Origin of the sequence: Labilibaculum sp. K2S (genome assembly GCF_030372765.1) — a bacterium.
In the GTDB taxonomy this organism is placed as follows: domain Bacteria; phylum Bacteroidota; class Bacteroidia; order Bacteroidales; family Marinifilaceae; genus Labilibaculum.
In genome coordinates, this window is sequence record NZ_JAUCMW010000030.1 from 1 (window position 1) to 17,969 (window position 17,969).

Sequence of the window (17,969 nt, forward strand, 5' to 3'; positions counted from 1 at the left end):
ATTTAAAATAAACCTCTATGAAAAACATTTTGTTGACAATTTGCTTGTGTGTATTTGGTTTTGCCTCATATGCTCAGGACAATGTCGTAAAAGGAAAAATTTTGGACAGTAGCGGGCTTCCTCTTCCGGGCGTTAATATTATCGTGGAAGGAACAACAAACGGAACCTCTACCAATTTTGATGGAAATTATGAATTGAAATGTGCCATGGGAGATGCATTAGTTATTTCTTTTATGGGATTTAAAACGCAAACGATTACAGTTGCTTCATGGACTGTAAATTGCACTTTGGAAGACGATACAGAATTACTTGATGAGCTTATTGTTGTTGGTTACGGAGTGCAAAAAAAGTCTAATATGACAGGTTCCGTTACGAATATTAAAGCAGATGATTTAAAGACTGTAACAACGCCGAATATTGCAAACATGCTGCAAGGAAAAGCGGCCGGTGTTTATGTAAGTGCTAATTCAGGAAGACCGGGAGCAGCACCTAGAATCAGAATTCGTGGTAAGTCTACATTATCGGGTAGTGTAGATCCTTTATGGGTGGTTGATGGTGTGATTCAAGCTGAAGCACCAGATTTGAATGCTCAGGATATCGAATCGACTACAATTCTTAAGGATGCTTCTGCAACGGCTCTTTATGGTTCACGTGCGGCCAATGGGGTTGTGCTGGTAACTACCAGATCTGCTCAGGCCGATCAATCTAAAATATCAATATCAGTTAAAACTGGAGTAAGCGATTTGTCATTGGGAAATTTCTCTATGATGAATGCTGCTGAAATGACAGATTACATTAAATCTTTTGGGAATGGATATGCCGATTTGGATTGGTTTACAGAAGATGCTCAGAATGTTGATACCGATTGGTTTGATGAAGGAACCAAACTGGGTGTTGTGCAGGATTATGGTATTTCATTTAGTGGTGGAAATGATAAGATGAAGACTTATATATCAGGAAATGTATACGATGAGTCTGGTGCTGTTAAGGGATACGATTACACCCGATATTCAGGAAGAATGAATGTGGATTATAAAATTCGTGACTACCTGACTTTGCATCCGAAAATGAGTTTTACCTACAAGGATATTCAAGACAAGCAGCAAGGCGTTAGCGAAATGTTTCTGAATATGCCATACGATCGTCCAAAAGATGACAATGGCAATATTATTAATCCGAAGGATGAGACTGTAGGTTGGATTGGTCGTGACAGAAGTAATTCTATTTACGATTTGCAGTGGAATTATTCTGAATCTACAACACTCAAATTATCTCCTTCGTTAGGATTTGATGTGAAGATTGCTCCTGGTTTAAGCTTTGTATCATCTAACAGCTTCGATTATCAGCATTATAATTCCATGTCTTACACGGATCCTCAGTCAAGTTCAGGACAAAATGATGGCGGTTCTATTTCAAATTATCATTGGAAAAGTATGAATCAATTTTCGAATCAGTTATTACGATTCACAAAATCGATTGATGAACATTTTTTCACTGTAATGGCAGCATATGAGTACAACAACTATGAATGGTCTACAACAAAAGCACAAAAAAATGGTATTGTTTCAGGGACAAGTATTTTAGATGCTGGTGCTGAAATGAAAAATATTGAAGGTTCTAAAGATCATTACGCTTTCAAATCCTATTTATTCAATGCCAACTATTCCTACTCTTCTCGTTATATGGCTCAATTTTCTTTCCGTAGGGATGGTTCATCTAAATTTGGTGAGGATACTCGGTTTGGTAATTTTTATTCGATTAGTGGAGGATGGAATATTCATAACGAAGATTTCTTTGATATTAAAGAGATTAATGTTTTAAAACTGCGGGCCAGTTATGGTGTTTTAGGTAATACGCCTGGAGATTATACAGTAAATAACAAGAGTAATTACCATCCAAGTAAGGAGCTGTATTCAATTACCAATCAGTACAATGGAGTTCCTGTGATTTCGGCCAACCAATTGGGCAACGACGATTTAACCTGGGAGAAAACCTACAGTACCAATTTTGCTGTAGACTTAAGAATTTTTGATCGTTTTGATATCAATATGGAATATTATATCAAAGATACAAAAGACCTTCTTTATTATGTATCTCTGCCTGCTACATCTGGATTTAACGGCTATTGGGAGAATATCGGAGCCGTTAAAAATAAGGGTGTTGAGTTTCTGATTGGTGCTGATATTTTTAAGGCGAAGGATAATAATTTTGCATGGCATATTGATGCTAATGTTGGTTTTAATACCAATGAAGTTCAGGAATTGTACGAAAACAAAGAATTTACATCAGGGAATAAAATCCGTCGCGAAGGCGAAGATATGGATACCTGGTACATGCGCAAATGGGCGGGTGTAAATTCAGAGGATGGCAAACCTCAATGGGAAGTAATTGGTGAGGACGGAACCACTTCGTTAACCAGTAATTATAATGATGCTACCAATCAAATCGTTGGTTCTTCTTCTCCTGATTTCTTTGGTGGTTTATCTTCGGTAATGTCATATAAGAACTTCTCGTTAAATATGAATCTTGATTTTGTATCAGGGATCGATATTTATAATTCAAGTCGAGAATTGTACGACAACGATGGAGCTTATGCAAGTTTTAATTCCATGTCGTTAAAATCGGGCTGGAGCCGTTGGACTAAGCCTGGTGATATTGCAACGCATCCGCAAGCTTTAAATGGAGGAAACAGTCTTTCAAACAAAACATCATCGCGTTACTTAGAAAACGGAAGCTTCCTTAAACTTCGTAACGTGACCTTAAATTATTCTTTTGCTGGATTTAAAGAAAAATCACTATTGAATAATTTGAGCGTTTATGTTTCTGCTGAAAATCTTCTGACAATTACTGATTTCTCTGGTATTGATCCGGAAGTAGGAAATGAAAATTCAGAAGGAGAAACATCTCAATATGGTGATTATGCTATTCCAAGAAGATTTATGTTTGGTTTCAATTTCTCTTTTTAGAGGAATGTGCCTACTATATTTTACTGGTATTTTAAATTAATAAAATGAAACAAGCATGTGCAGATTTACCTTCTGTTGGAGAAAGACTATTCATGCCGCTTTCATAGGACAAAAACTTGAAATTAGAATCAAATGAAAAATATATATAAATATTGCCTGGCTTCTATTTTGGCTCTAGGTTTTAGCTCGTGTGAGTTGGATATGGAGCCTTATGAAACAATAGAAAAAGATGCTGTTTATTCATCGGAAAATGCACTGGAGGCATTAACATTAGGAAATTATGCGATTCTTAAAGGATCGGGAATTGCTGATGGTTACTCATGGGTGAATAATTACTTCCGTTTTGGAGAATATTCAGGAGATAATGTAGCCTTAAGTGGTTCTACTACTGATCCTTTGTTTTACCTGTATAATTATAAGCGCCAAGTAAAAGGTTATAGAAAACAAGCCGTTTGGACAGCAGCTTATAAAGCTATTGTGGGATGTAATATCGTAATTGATAGAGCAGAAGAGGGTTTAAATGCAGATTTAGATAATCTTATTGGACAGAATTACTACTTAAGAGGAATGCAATATTTCTACCTGACTTCATTGTTTGGTCGCCCATACGGTCAAAGTCCGGAAACGAATTTAGGGGTACCTATAAAATTATCAACCGATGTTGATGATCAACCAATAAGATCAACAGTAAAGGAGTGTTACGATCAGGTTATTTCTGATTTAAAGAAAGCTGAATCTTTGATGCAATCGGAAAAAACTGCCAGTTATGCTACTAAAGAAGCTGCACAAGCTCTTTTATCACGTGTTTATTTATACATGGGTGATAACGATAATGCAATTGTGTATTCCGATTTAGTGATCAATTCAGGGCGTTATTCCTTATTATCGAAAGATGATTTTAAGAAATACCCAACATTCACTCCTGACGAAAATCAGGAAACAATTTTTGCTTTACGATTTGTTAATGGTGCTGATAATTCAGGGGTAGATGATGATTGGTATGCATTTTCAGGAATGTATGCTGCCGTTGATGCTCAAGGAAAAGCGTCATTGGATGGTTCTGGCTGGGGTGAGTTGTATGCTTCTGTTACCTATAGGGATATTGTAGAGGAATGGGCTGATGATGCACGTGCTTCCTTTGTAACTTCAATGGTTTTAGATAAAAATAGTGAAGACCTGTGGGGAATATGGTATGGCTTAAATTCGTACAAATCTGCAGATTCTGAAGGCCAGAAAAAGTTGAATGGATTACTTTTTCATCAGGATTCGGTGAGTGCAGATCGCACTATTTTGTATCAGAAATTAGCGCATGCAAATGGGAATGTAAAATTAGAGGTGCCAATTATTACTGAGGTTGATGCCAAAACAGGTGTGACAAATTATTCTGCAAAACCTTATCAAATAAACTTTGAAACAGGAGCAACTCAATTATTAACTTCTTCGGTTAAATTACGCATTAATCAGAAATTGGCTACTCGTCAAACCTATCCTAAATACTTTATTACCAAATGTTCGGGACAGGAGAATAAAGGTCATTTATGGTCGCCGGTTATTTCACGTTTAGCCGAAATTTACTTGAATAAGGCTGAGGCTTATGCTAAAAAAGGAGATGTTGGTAATGCTCTTCTTAATGTGAATATGGTAAGAAGCAGGGCAATTGGTTCCGAAGCAGAATATACTGCGGCTGATCTTACGGCAGGAGTTGGTATTTTAGACTTGGTTCTTAAAGAGCGTCGTTTGGAATTAGCTTATGAAGGGCATCGTAAATTCGATGTTTTCAGAAATAACAAAAATTTGGATAGAACTTATCCGGGAACTCACCTTCGTGGTAACGATCCTTTCTTTGAAGTAGACTATAATTCTAATGTGATTATAGAATATATTCCAGAGAATGAAATTTTAGCTCAACCAGATTTACAGCAAAATTTGTAAACAGATTATTTCAGGAGAGGTTTTCGAATCTCTCCTGAAATTTATACCGAATAAAAAAAGACTTAAAAGAAGGCGGATTGATGTATATGCCTATTCTTGCCGTTAACAACGGATAAAAATACTGATAGCATACAGAACGATAGTTATTAGTTAGTGGTCGCAAAATGAGAAGGGTGTCTTGCTGGTGTTTTAAACATCGTAAGGCACCTTTTTACATGATCAAAAGTTATCGCTTCCCTTTAACTGTTTGCGGTACTGGGCAGGTGATTCTCACTAAATACTCAATACGAATCAGTATCCCTTCGCGTTTCTTCGTGAACAGCTTTGTGTATTTATACCGATTTACTATCAAAAGCCTGCTTAAAATCTCAGGCTGGTCATGCTCTGACTATAAACAAGCCGGCTATGTCAGGGTATGACTTGATTATAAATCTAAAAGAACTATTTTATAAGATGAGTTTTGATGTTAATTTGGTATCAGAACATAAATTAATATGGGAATTTGAATGGAGCGGTAAAAGAGAGAATCTTTTATCGCTTCTTTTTTTTATCTCAAGCCGGCCTTGCTGCATCCCACTATTTTTGCAACAATAAAGAGATTGAACAGTAGGCCTGAACCTGCTTTTTTATGGTCAGATTAATAATTTAACATTTTTCACTTTACTAAATAAAAATTTTATTCTTATTTTCACGAGCGTTTGAAAAAATGGTGAATAAAACAATTGTATTCACGAAAATGAGGTAAACCATCGGCTGGTCATCAACCGGACGACTTTAGCGAGGCAACTGGAAGAGGAGGCCGATGGAACCTGCAAGATAGAACTTAATACGTAATAATAAATATTGGCTTTCTAAGAATCTCTCAAATAAAAAAAAATCAGGAGGGCTTGTTGCAGACAGGGAAGCCGTAAAGACGATTACGATTATCAAAAACAAAAAAACATGTCATTAGATTATAAAGTGCTGGAAAAAGGCCAACCCGGTGTTGTGGGTGGCGGAGAAAAAAAGTTTTACGCTCAAATTGTAAATGGCAAAGAAGCTAATATCGATGAATTGGTAAAAGATATTGAACGATTCAGTGCTCTTTCTGAGGCAGATATCCGCGGTGTTATTATTGCTCTGGAAAATGTAATACAAGACAAGCTTTCTCAGGGAAGGATTGTGAGACTGGAAAAAATAGGCAGTCTTTACCCATCAATAAGCAGTACCGGCGAACTGGAGGCTGCGAAAGTAAGTGCGGCTTCCATTAAAAAAGTAGGTGTTAATTACCGTGCCGGCAGTCGCATTATAAAAGCAATAAAAGACGCTGGATTTAACAAAATTTGATCTTTTCAGAAAACCACCTGTGGTTTCGATGCAAACCACAGGTGGTTTCATCCAAAAGCACGTGTGGTTTTGAGTAATACCACAGCAGGTTTTAAGCAAAACCACAGCAGGTTTTTATAAAAAAACCTATTGTCTGCAACAAAAAGTTTAGAGGGCGTTCCAAAAAGGATGCCCTCTCTTTATGGGATTGATTCAATTGAAAAAAACAAAGCTTCATCATGCAATTATTCGGAAGGCTGCAAGTTGGCAGCTTTGACAGCTTGAATCATCGTTTGGCTTTACTACTTTAGTAAGGTTTTTACAGATGACATATGTACATTTACTGGCCTGTACAGGTAGCTGTATATACTTACACCACTCCATGAGATGGATAAGTGTATGTTTTAAGATCGATAAAAGAAATGTAAGTGTATATACATATTCACAAGCGTTAATCGCAATTTTAAATAACCATATGCATAATAAAAATTTACTGAGTTAGAATCTTGTAAAATAGACTTACGAGACCAGAATAATTCAGAACTATCAATAATAAACCGAAAATATAAGACAATTAAAGTTCAATATGAAGACATTATTAACAGCCGCATTTGCCTTTTTATCTCTTGTCGTAATGGCTCAAAACCCCTATGACACATTCTTACAGAAGAATAATGAACCACCAACAGAATATTTAGAAGGTCTGTTCCAAGAAAAAGATTTAGTGATGATTTGTGAAAGAGATCATAGGGAAATAACTCAATATGACTTGTTATATGACATTGTATCTCAAGATTGGTTTTCTGATCATGTAAGAAATATAATTTTTGAATTGCCATCGGTAAGTATACAGAACGAATTAGATAATTTGCTCTTTGCCGAAGATCTTTCTGATGCTCAGATTGAATCAAAAACAAAACATATTTATCAAAATTTAGGTTACGATCTTTTATGGGAAAAAACGAACCTGTATACATTTATTGGAAAAATTGCTCGCTTAAACAGAGATCGTGACAAGGATAAGAAGATAAGGATAATAGGTGCTGACGTTAAGTTCTCTTGGGATAACATTAAAAATAAAGCCGAGTATCAGGAATTCCGAAAAACATTAAATCACAGAGATCGAAATATGGCCAAAAACATTAGCGATTGGTATAAATCAAAGGCCAACAATAAAGCACTGATTATTATGAATTATCGTCATGCTTACACCAATATTTACTGGAAAAAGGAAATGAAGACAGATAATGTTGGTCGATATTTAAAAGAAGAGTTTCCGAATGAATTAACGAATGTTTTTCTGAACAGTTATGCCAACCGTCGTTATTCTTGGAAAGGTAAATTTCATGCAAAGAAAAAATGGGATCTAGCATTTCAAGAAAATAATAACAAAGCTGTTGCTTTTAGTCTGAAAAACTCGCCGTTTGGAAGCGACCGTTTTGACGATTTTCCATACCTCTCAACAAAGCTTAAATGGTCTGATACTTTTGACCATTTTATTTTTTATAATCCTTTAAGTGAGCATATAAACTCAAATGGGATGGATAATATTATTGATCCAGAATTTCGAAAAGAATTAGAGAGAAGATACAGGATCATAGATAAAGAATTGACAGAGGGTCGTATCAACACGCTAAATAAAGTAAGACTTTATCGTGATAAATGTATTCCTAGTCTTAAATAGTATGTTCATAAATAGATTAAAAAGCAACAGGCACAAAAGTTACATTTCATGGGCGTTTACGAGTATCTAAAACCTTTTAATAGCTTAAGAGACATAGTAAAACTGTCGTAAATAATTATAGTTAGCTATAAGTATTGCACTTCTATTCATTTCTATAATCATTACAATCTCTAGCAACTCCGTTTAAAGAAATACTGCTAATAATGAAATGTTTGTTTTTAGTAATGTCCAAAATACTGGGTTTGTGAAAAAATGTCTACCTATTGTATTAAAATATCCACATTTTAATAAATGTTTTTCGCCAATTTTAAAAATTCTATTTGATAAGACACTTTGAATTGAACTCTTTCACTAAGGGCGACTATTTTTTTCTGTTTGGATTCCACTCCAAACGGATGATCTTAATTAGGTATTCACAGCTTAACAATGATTAAATGTTGTGGCGGCGGTTCAAAATTGAGAATACCTTGTTGAAGAAGTAAGATTTAGTTCCATTCCCGTAAATTTGGAGGTAAGGAATGGCAATGAAAGAAATGTTTTTGTAGAAGTGATTTAGGAAATAACTCAAAAATAATTATATAAAATTAGGGAGAAATGAAAAAGGTTTTAATTGGATTAATAGTAGCTTTTGTTGGGCATTGTTACGAAGCCTCGGCACAGCTTGAGGGCTTCACCTATGGGGATGAAAAGGCTCCGACAGGTGAAGAGTGGGAATCTCCATCTCACATTGCTCATAATAAAGAACAGCCTCGTGCTACTTTTTACTCTTTTAAAGATGTTGAAAGTGCTCGTAAAGTATTGCCAGAAAATGCAGAGTACTGGAAGTCTCTTGATGGTGACTGGAAGTTTAATTGGGTAAAACGCCCGGATCTACGTCCTTTAGATTTTTTTAAACCAGGTTTTGATGTTAGTAACTGGGATGAAATTCCTGTTCCTTCTAACTGGAATGTTTATGGACTTGGTAAAGATGGCGGTCAGAAATATGGTACGCCAATCTATTGTAACCAGCCAGTTATCTTTCAGCACAGTGTAAAAGTTGATGACTGGAAAGGCGGCGTGATGCGTGAACCTGCAAAAGACTGGGTAACTTACGAAGCGCGTAATGAAGTAGGATCGTACCGTCGCGATTTCGAAATTCCAAAAAACTGGGATGGACGCGAAATCTTTGTTCAGTTTGACGGTGTAGACTCTTTCTTCTACCTATGGATCAATGGTACATATATTGGTTTCTCAAAAAACTCGCGTAATGCGGCTACTTTTGATATCAGCAAATATGTTAAAAAAGGCAACAACGTAATTGCTGCTGAAGTTTATCGTAATTCAGACGGTTCTTTCCTTGAAGCACAGGATATGTTCCGCCTTCCAGGTATTTTCCGCACGGTACAACTTTACTCTACTCCAAAAGTACAGATTCGTGACCTTTTTGCACTTCCTGAACTTGATGATAACTACAAGAACGGCTCACTGAAAATCACTGCCGATATCCGTAACTTCAGCACAAAAGCTGCTAAAGGTTACAAAGTAGACTACTCCCTTTTTGCCAATAAACTTTATTCTGATGACAACGAAATAGTTGCTGGTGCTGTGGCGATTGCATCTGTTCCTGTTGTGAATGCTGGTGCTGAGAAAGTGGCTGAAACTGTTATGAATGTGACGACTCCAAATCAGTGGTCTGCAGAACTTCCTTATCGTTATACACTAGTTGCTGAACTAAAAGACAAGACGGGTAAAGTTGTTGAAACGATCTCTATTTACACTGGTTTCCGCGAAGTGGTCATTAAAAATACTCTGGCTAAAGACGATGAATTTGGCTTGGCTGGTCGTTATTATTATGTAAATGGTAAAACAGTAAAACTTAAAGGTGTAAACCGTCACGAAACACATCCAGCCACTGGTCATACTTTAACACGTGAGAATATGAAACAAGAAGTGATGCTAATGAAACGTGGAAACATCAACCATGTTCGTAACTCTCACTACCCACCTGCACCATACTGGTACTACCTTTGTGATAAATATGGTATTTATCTGGAAGACGAGGCCAATATCGAATCACATGAGTACTACTACGGTAAGGCGTCACTTTCTCACCCACCAGAGTGGAAAAACGCTCACCTTGGTCGTGTTGTAGAAATGACTCATCAGAACAAAAACCACGCATCTATTGTTATCTGGTCTCTTGGCAACGAAGCTGGTCCAGGTAAAAACTTTGTTCACGCTTACAATGCACTGAAAAAAATTGACCTATCACGTCCAGTTCAGTACGAACGTAACAATAGTATTGTTGACATGGGTTCAAATCAGTATCCATCTATCGGTTGGATGAAAGATGCGGTAACTGGTAAAATGGATATTAAATATCCATTTCATATCTCAGAATATGCTCACTCAATGGGTAATGCTTGTGGTAACCTGATTGATTATTGGGATGCGATTGAGTCTACCAACTTCTTTTGTGGTGGCGCAATTTGGGACTGGGTTGACCAGGCGGTTTACAATTACAGAGCAGATGGTACACGTTACCTTGCTTATGGTGGTGACTTTGGAGACAAACCCAATAGTGGTCAGTTCGTAATGAACGGTATCATTTTTGCTGAACGCGATCTTAAACCTCAGTACTATGAAGTAAAAAAAGTTTACCAGAACATCGGTGTCAAAACTCTTGATATCAAAAAAGGTTCTTTTGAAATCTTTAATAAGTACTACTTCAAATCTCTTGCCGATTATGATCTGAAATGGTCGATCTGGGAAAATGGTTCTGAACTTGAAGAGGGTAAACTTGCTCTTGCTCCAATCGATGCAAGAACTAAAACAACTGTTGCAATTCCTTACAAGTTTGCCGATTTAAAACTTGGTTCTGAGTACTTCGTAAAACTTCAATTCACACAGGAAAAAGACCAGCCTTGGGCTGATTATGGCTATGTTCAGGCTGAAGAACAGTTCTTAATCAAAACAAAAAGCGAAATACCTGCAATTGCCGATGTGGCAAAAGCAAATGGCGGCGATAAGGTTGAAATCTTAGATGCTGGTAATCATATCAAAATTGTTAGTGGTAAAGGTTTTTCTGCAAAATTCAACCTTACTGATGGTTCACTTTACGGTCTTACTTACGATGATAAAACAATTATAGCCGACGGTAATGGTCCAAAACTTGATGCTTTTCGTGCTTTCGTAAATAATGATACATGGGGATATAGCAGCTGGTACGAAAAAGGCCTTCATAATTTGAAACACAAAGCTACTGGTTCTAAAATACATACCAATGCAGATGGAGCTGTAACATTAGCATTCACTGTTATTTCTCAGGCTCCAAATGCTGCCATCCAGCACGGCGGAACAAGTGGAAATGTACTATCTGTTGAAGAACTTACGAATCGTAAATTCGGCGAAGATGATTTCCGTTTTGTAACGAATCAAATCTGGACAGTTTATCAGGATGGTTCAATCGAGTTAGAGTCAAGTATTACTTCAAATGAAGCAAACTTTGTACTTCCACGTCTAGGTTACTCTATGACAATTCCAAAAGCATACAAAAACTTCACCTACTACGGACGTGGCCCTATTGGTAACTATAACGACCGTATGACAGGTCAGTTTATACAGAAATACACGACTACTGTAAATGAAGAATTTGTAAACTTCCCAAAACCTCAGGACATGGCAAATCACGAAGAAACTCGTTGGTGTGCCTTGACTGATGATAGTAAAGCTGATACAAAAGCTGATACAAAAGGGGCTGTATTTATTGCTACTGGTAACATGGCAGTAAGCGCACTTCCTTATACTGCACAGGATATGGGAACTGCTGCTCATATTTATGAACTACCAGAAGCTAGAGCTACAACACTTCATCTTGACGTGAAGGTTTCTGGTCTTGGTGGTGCAAGTTGTGGACAGGGTGGACCTCTAAGTCACGATCGTGCTTATGCTGGTCAGAACGACTTTGGTTTCATCATTCGTCCTGCCAGTCATGAATTGGACAAAATTGCCAATGTATCTCCTTCAGGCGAAGTGCCAATTGCTATCACACGTTCTTATAACGGCGCAGTAAAAATTTCTTCAAGCAAAGCTAATGCTAAACTATGTTACTCAGTAAACGGTGGAGCTACACAGGATTATAGCGAGACCGTACCTTTACGTGCTGGGGGAATCATTAGAGCTTGGTACAGAGGCAACGAAGACTCAGAAGTTACAATGGAGTTCAGCAAAATCGAAAAAGTTGATACAATTGTAGTATTCACAAGTAGTGAAGAGCCGGGCAGCGATAACACTGCTAAAAATCTTGTTGATGGTAACCCTTCTACAATCTGGCACACGATGTACTCAGTAACTGTGGCGCAGTATCCACACTGGGTTGATTTTGACTGTAGCGAAGCCAAAAGCATCAAAGGATTCTCATACTTGCCTCGTCAGGACAGTGGAACCAACGGTGACATCAAGAACTATTCTATTCACGTAAGTCTTGATGGCAAGAACTGGGATAAACCAATATACGAAGGTAGTTTCTCTAATGATAAAAAAGAGAAGCGCGTATTGTTCGATAAACCTGTAAAAGCGCGTTTCATTCGCTTTACTGGCAAAAGTTCACAGAATGGACAGGATTTTGCTGGTGGTGCAGAATTCAGTGTTCTTGCCGACTAATACAGCATTTTAACATCGGATGTTCGAAGTTAAAAGTTGAAATATTTGCAAAGGTGCTTCCTCCGAGGAAGCACCTTTTGTTAACAAGTATGAATCTTTTCTCCTTCCTGAAGGTTCTTTTTTATAAATTCAGTATTCAATATGAAAAAATATACACTTCTACTTCTATTATTCACTGCATGCTTTAATGCTAGTTTCGGTCAGAATAATCCAATTGTATTAGGCAATGCACGCTTTACAGTCATCACGCCAGAACTTGTTCGTATGGAATATGCTGAGGATGCTGAGTTTATTAATGAACCAACACTTTTTGCGATTAATCGTGTTGCTACATGCGATGATTTCAAGTTGTCGACATCAAGCAAAGGCTGGACTCAGATATCTACTTCTCGAATGAGGATAGAGTATCTTAATGATGGATTTCCTTTTGGACAATGCAATTTTAGAATCTTCTACAAAAAAGGGAAAGAAGAAAAAAGATTCATGATTTATCAGGAAAATAGCAAGGAGAGCAATTTAGGAGGAACAGTTCAAACATTAGATGGAGAAAATGGGCGTATTGAGCTTGATAATGGAATTTTGAGTCACGATGGATGGTTTGTGATTAATGATGATTACAAACCCATTCTAAAAAATGGATGGATCGAGAATCGGCCAAAGAGTAGTGTTATGGATCGTTATTTCTTTGCTTACGATAAAGATTATAAAGCAGCTTTAAAATCTTTAACGGCTATTAGTGGAGAAGTTCCATTGCCTCGTAAATCTGCTTTAGGCGCGTGGTATTGCAGATGGTGGGATTATTCGGAAGATGAATATCGCCAAATTGTGAAAGAATATAAAGAGCATGATTTTCCTTTGGATATTATGGTTTTTGATATGGGATGGCATACCCAAAAGGATGCTGTAGAAGGAACTGGACATGCTGGTAATAGAGGTTGGACAGGTTATTCATGGAATAAAGATCTTTTTCCAAACCCTGACAAATTGATAAAAGAGTTTAATGATGATAACATTCAGTTTGCTTTAAATGATCATCCACATGATGGCATTCGAACCCATGAAACGACTTATAAAGAGTTTATGAATAGTTTGGGGAAATCGGTGATTGACCGCACACCACTATTCGATGCTGGCGATTCTGTTTATATGAATTCCTTTTTTAAATATGCCTTGGAACCTCATGAAAAGATAGGGGTTGACTTTTGGTGGTTGGATTGGCAACAGAACTATTTGTATCCTTACGTACGTGGTATTCATGGATTAACTCATTTAGAGTGGTTGAATCATTTGTATTTTAAACATTCGCAGAAAGACAATAAACGAGGGATGAATTATAGTCGATGGTCTGGATTTGGGAGTCCTTGGAATACCAGATTCCGTTTACAGTAACAAGTGGAAATTCGGCATGTTTCTTTTGGGCTCATGATATAGGTGGTTTCTTTGGCGATTCAAAAGAAAAGGCTTGGGAGCTTTATACACGTTGGACTCAGTTTGGTTTAACAAATACATCTTTGCGGATTCATTCAGTATACGATGCTAACTTGGACAGAAGACCATGGTTATGGGGCGAAACTGCAGAAAAAAGTATGCGTATTATTTACCACATGCGTTCAGAACTAATGCCATATATATATTCAACTGTTTGGCAGGCAAATAAGGAAACATTGCCTGTGTTAAGAGGAATGTATTTTGAGTTTCCAGAGAATAAGAAAGCGTATAAACAAGAAGGACAGTATTTTTGGGGTGATGCATTTTTATCTGCACCGATAACTGTAGCGGGCACAGGAGCCAATAAAATTGCAAAAAAAGAGGTGTGGCTTCCTGATGGCCTTTGGTATAACTTCTTCGACAATAAAAAATATGAAGGGAATCAAACAATTACTGCTAGTGCAGATATTTATGAATTTCCGTTATTTGCTAAAGGTGGTATGCCGATACCTATGCAAAAGTATACCGATAGGATGACAAGTAAGTCTCTAGATAAATTAGTAATTAGGTGTTTTCCTGGTGTCGATGGACAGTCGTCAACATTCGAATTGTATGAAGACGATGGAGTAAGTCTTGATTATAAGAAAAATAAGAAAGCACTTACTAAATTGAACTAGGCCCGAAAGAAAAACGTTCATACTATCACAATCAATCCTACTCAGGGAATGTATGAAGGTCAGCTAAGCAAAAGATCGTATGAGATACAGTTAGCAGCAACACAAAAAGCAAGTAAAGTTCTTGTTAATGGGCAAAAGGCAAAGTTTACATACAATTCAGAAAATAGGATAAATGAAATTCCTATATCCGATAAGGATATTAGATCACTTACTACTGTGGTAATTATTTTATCAGGAGTTAATTAAAAAACACCTAGATGTTAGAGCATTAGTTGCTATATATTAGCCATTTGTGAAAAAGTCTACCTATTCGCTTAATATGTCCTCTTTTTTGTAATACTTATTTGTCATTTTTGAGATTGTAAAAATAAGACAAATGATAATAAGTAGATATTTAATACTAGGTTCTTTTCTGATGGTTTGTATTCTATCAGCATGTTCTTCAAATACAAGCTCGAAGAGAGCCGCAGACTTCTTAGTTGAAGATTTAGTGATAGAAGTACCGCTTGGTGGGAATGCCTGGCTTGTTGATGATGTTTCTTTAAATGAGCGCATGATTTCTGATCAGGGTCTGAAAAACTGGACAAAGGAAACATCTCTAATAAGAACTTTTGTGAGAGTAAATGCAACAGGAGAGTTGTGTTTGGGGCTAAAAGCCAAATTGCTTAAAGGATCTTCAAAAGTGAAAGTAACAATTGGTGATGAATCAAAAGAGATTGCAATTCACAAACAGGAAATGGGACTTATTCCTGTTGGGTGTTTCAATGTCTCACAAAAAGGATATGTTCAAATCGATATTCAGGGAGTCTCAAAAACGGATTCTTATTTCGGTGACGTATCCCATTTGATTATAGGTGGAGAAGCAACATCAGCAGGAACAGATTTTGTAAAAGACGATTTTTATTGGGGACGACGGGGACCTTCAGTTCATTTGGGCTACGAAATACCTGCCGAAGCTGGTGATATTGAATGGTTTTATAATGAAATTGAGGTGCCTGAGGGAAATGACCTTATTGGTTCTTATTACATGGCAAATGGTTTTGGTGAAGGTTATTTTGGCATTCAGGTTAATTCAGAAACAGAACGAAGAATCTTATTCTCGGTTTGGAGTTCGTATGTAACCGATGATCCGAACAATATTCCTGAAGATGAAAAGATAAAGTTATTGAAAAAAGGTGCTGATGTAACAATCGGTGAATTTGGGAATGAAGGATCTGGCGGACAAAGTTTCCGTGTATACGATTGGAAGGCTGGAAACAAATACCGCTTTTTGTTAGGAGCGAAACCAACTAATGATAATTGCACAGATTATTCGGCATACTTTTTTGCCCCTGAAATTGGACAGTGGGAATTGATTGCTGGTTTTCGGCGTCCCAAAACCTCAACATATTTAACTCGGCCACACTCTTTTCTTGAAAATTTCTTGACCGAAATGGGCCAATTCACTCGTAAGGGAACTTATTTAAATCAGTGGGTGAGAAATACAGAAGGCAAGTGGTTTGAAATGACCAAAGCAAAATTTACTGCCGATGCAACTGCTCATAAAGATTCCCGATTGGATTATGCTGGTGGTGCAGATAATGGAAAATTCTTTCTGAAGAATTGTGGTTTTTTTAGTGATCGGGTACCTTTTGATACCTACTTCACTCGTGAGAGTGCAGGTGCTGAACCAATAATTGATTTTGATAGTTTACCTTATAGAATAAATGATACTCAATAAATTGAATAAAAGATAAATCAAAAAAAATAGATATTATGGCACAAAACAGAAGGTCATTTCTGGGAAATTTGGCTTTGGGAGCTGGTGTTTTAGCAGCAGCGCCTCTTGCAGCATGCAGTGGTGTAAAAGAGGAAAGTAAATTTCCACACGTCAAAGAATTGGTTGGAAAGAATCCAAAGATGAATTTTAATATGTGTGGTTATGCTGCACCAAAATTGGATACCGTGCGGGTAGGATTCGTAGGTATTGGGGATCGCGGTTCAGGAGCAGTAAAACGTATGACTTTTATTGAAGGTGTAGAAATTGCCGCTTTGTGTGATATCAGACAGGCTGCCGTTGACGGTGGACAGAAAATACTTGCCGATGCGGGTCTTCCTAAAGCAAAAGAATTTGTAGGTGGGGATTTGGGCTTTAAGGAATTGTGTGAAAGTGGATTGGTCGACTTGGTTTATATTGCAACACCATGGGAGTGGCACGTACCTGTTGCGATTGCAGCTATGGAGGGAGATAAGCATGCTGCAGTCGAAGTTTCAACGGCAAAAACTCTGGATGAGTGCTGGCAAATGGTTGAAACTTCGGAGCGAACCCGTAAGCATTGTGTTATTCTGGAAAATTGTTGTTACGATTTCTTTGAGATGTTGACTCTGAATATGGTGCGTCAGGGGGTATTTGGTGATTTGATTCATGGTGAAGGTGCCTACATTCATAATCTGGATTATTGGCAATTTAATAAGCCTAAAGACAATCAAATGACTGATGGTGCTTACACCAAAATGTGGAGGATGCACGAGAACAAGAGAAAAGCGAATGTGTATCCAACCCATGGTTTGGGTCCAATTTGTCAGTCAATGAATATCAACCGTGGTGATAAGATGGAATATCTGACTGCTATGATGTCGGATGATTTTACCTTGAAACGTCGCATTGAAGAAAAAGCCAAAGAAGATCCGTTTTTCGAGCAGTTTGTAGGATGGGATATGCGTGGAAATATGGATTTACAGTTGATTCGTACTAACAAAGGTCGTACAATCATGATTCAGCATGACATTAGCTCGCCTCGCCCTTATTCACGTATTCACCTGTTGAGTGGAACGAAGTGTTTTGCACAGAAATGGCCCTTGCAGCACATTGCCTTTGGACATGAAGTTGCTGATGAAGCTAAGATGAAAGAGCTGGAAGAAAAATACACCCCTGAGTTGATCCGAAAAGTTGGAGAGATGGCCAAACAGGTTGGTGGTCATGGAGGTATGGATTTTGTGATGGATTGGCGATTGATTGATTGTTTGCGAAACGGACTTCCTGTGGATATGGATGTTTATGATGCTGCATCATGGTCTTGTATCACACCATTAAGTGAATGGTCTATTGCTAACAAATCCAATTCAATTGAAGTTCCTGATTTTACTCGTGGTGCATGGGAAACCAATGCTCCAATTGACTTAACTTTAACTGGTGCAGGAACAACGCAGGTGAGGAATTTAATAAAAGCAAATTCTAAAGGACAATTAAACGTTCATTAAGAAAATTACATAGTTAATTTAAGCAATAGTGAAGTTATGTCTTTATTGATTATTGGACTTCACTATTGTTGTTTTTGCAAAGCAACTAATGTAAAT

At 37.3% G+C, this 17,969-nt stretch carries 8 protein-coding genes and 1 pseudogene; all 9 read left to right on the plus strand.

Annotated elements, in window-relative coordinates:
* Window positions 1–17: 17 nt before the first annotated feature.
* The 9 genes and pseudogenes from QUH73_RS19585 to QUH73_RS19625 all read left to right on the plus strand — a co-directional run bounded on the left by QUH73_RS19585 (window position 18) and on the right by QUH73_RS19625 (window position 17,873).
* Window positions 18–2,966: a SusC/RagA family TonB-linked outer membrane protein gene (locus QUH73_RS19585; RefSeq protein WP_289532138.1), complete on the plus strand. Its 2,949-nt coding sequence runs from the start codon at window positions 18–20 to the stop codon at window positions 2,964–2,966.
* Window positions 2,967–3,098: 132 nt separating this feature from the next.
* A complete protein-coding gene (locus QUH73_RS19590) occupies window positions 3,099–4,898 on the plus strand; it encodes a RagB/SusD family nutrient uptake outer membrane protein (protein ID WP_289532139.1) in 1,800 nt (599 codons plus the stop codon).
* 942 nt (window positions 4,899–5,840) lie between these two features.
* A complete protein-coding gene (locus QUH73_RS19595; RefSeq protein ID WP_289532140.1) occupies window positions 5,841–6,224 on the plus strand; it encodes an HU family DNA-binding protein in 384 nt (127 codons plus the stop codon).
* A gap of 565 nt (window positions 6,225–6,789) precedes the next feature.
* On the plus strand, window positions 6,790–7,887 hold the full coding sequence (locus QUH73_RS19600; protein WP_289532141.1) for a hypothetical protein: 1,098 nt from the start codon (window positions 6,790–6,792) through the stop codon (window positions 7,885–7,887).
* A gap of 594 nt (window positions 7,888–8,481) precedes the next feature.
* On the plus strand, window positions 8,482–12,528 hold the full coding sequence (locus QUH73_RS19605) for a glycoside hydrolase family 2 TIM barrel-domain containing protein (RefSeq protein ID WP_289532142.1): 4,047 nt from the start codon (window positions 8,482–8,484) through the stop codon (window positions 12,526–12,528).
* Between the two features lie 669 nt (window positions 12,529–13,197).
* Window positions 13,198–14,444: pseudogene (locus QUH73_RS20975) on the plus strand (TIM-barrel domain-containing protein); the annotation flags it as partial.
* A 45-nt stretch (window positions 14,445–14,489) separates the two neighbouring features.
* On the plus strand, window positions 14,490–14,633 hold the full coding sequence (locus QUH73_RS20980; protein WP_442913429.1) for a DUF5110 domain-containing protein: 144 nt from the start codon (window positions 14,490–14,492) through the stop codon (window positions 14,631–14,633).
* A gap of 376 nt (window positions 14,634–15,009) precedes the next feature.
* The gene (locus QUH73_RS19620) at window positions 15,010–16,353 is read left to right on the plus strand and encodes a DUF3472 domain-containing protein (RefSeq protein ID WP_289532145.1); all 1,344 of its coding nucleotides are present in this window, start codon (window positions 15,010–15,012) and stop codon (window positions 16,351–16,353) included.
* Between the two features lie 35 nt (window positions 16,354–16,388).
* Entirely contained in the window at window positions 16,389–17,873 is a 1,485-nt protein-coding gene (locus QUH73_RS19625) for a Gfo/Idh/MocA family protein (protein ID WP_289532146.1), read from the plus strand.
* Window positions 17,874–17,969: the final 96 nt, after the last annotated feature.

Coding starts and splice junctions, on each gene's coding strand:
- QUH73_RS19585 (WP_289532138.1), top strand. CDS start 18: ATGAAAAACATTTTGTTGACAATTTGCTTGTGTGTATTTGGTTTTGCC.
- QUH73_RS19590 (WP_289532139.1), top strand. CDS start 3,099: ATGAAAAATATATATAAATATTGCCTGGCTTCTATTTTGGCTCTAGGT.
- QUH73_RS19595 (WP_289532140.1), top strand. CDS start 5,841: ATGTCATTAGATTATAAAGTGCTGGAAAAAGGCCAACCCGGTGTTGTG.
- QUH73_RS19600 (WP_289532141.1), top strand. CDS start 6,790: ATGAAGACATTATTAACAGCCGCATTTGCCTTTTTATCTCTTGTCGTA.
- QUH73_RS19605 (WP_289532142.1), top strand. CDS start 8,482: ATGAAAAAGGTTTTAATTGGATTAATAGTAGCTTTTGTTGGGCATTGT.
- QUH73_RS20980 (WP_442913429.1), top strand. CDS start 14,490: ATGACAAGTAAGTCTCTAGATAAATTAGTAATTAGGTGTTTTCCTGGT.
- QUH73_RS19620 (WP_289532145.1), top strand. CDS start 15,010: ATGATAATAAGTAGATATTTAATACTAGGTTCTTTTCTGATGGTTTGT.
- QUH73_RS19625 (WP_289532146.1), top strand. CDS start 16,389: ATGGCACAAAACAGAAGGTCATTTCTGGGAAATTTGGCTTTGGGAGCT.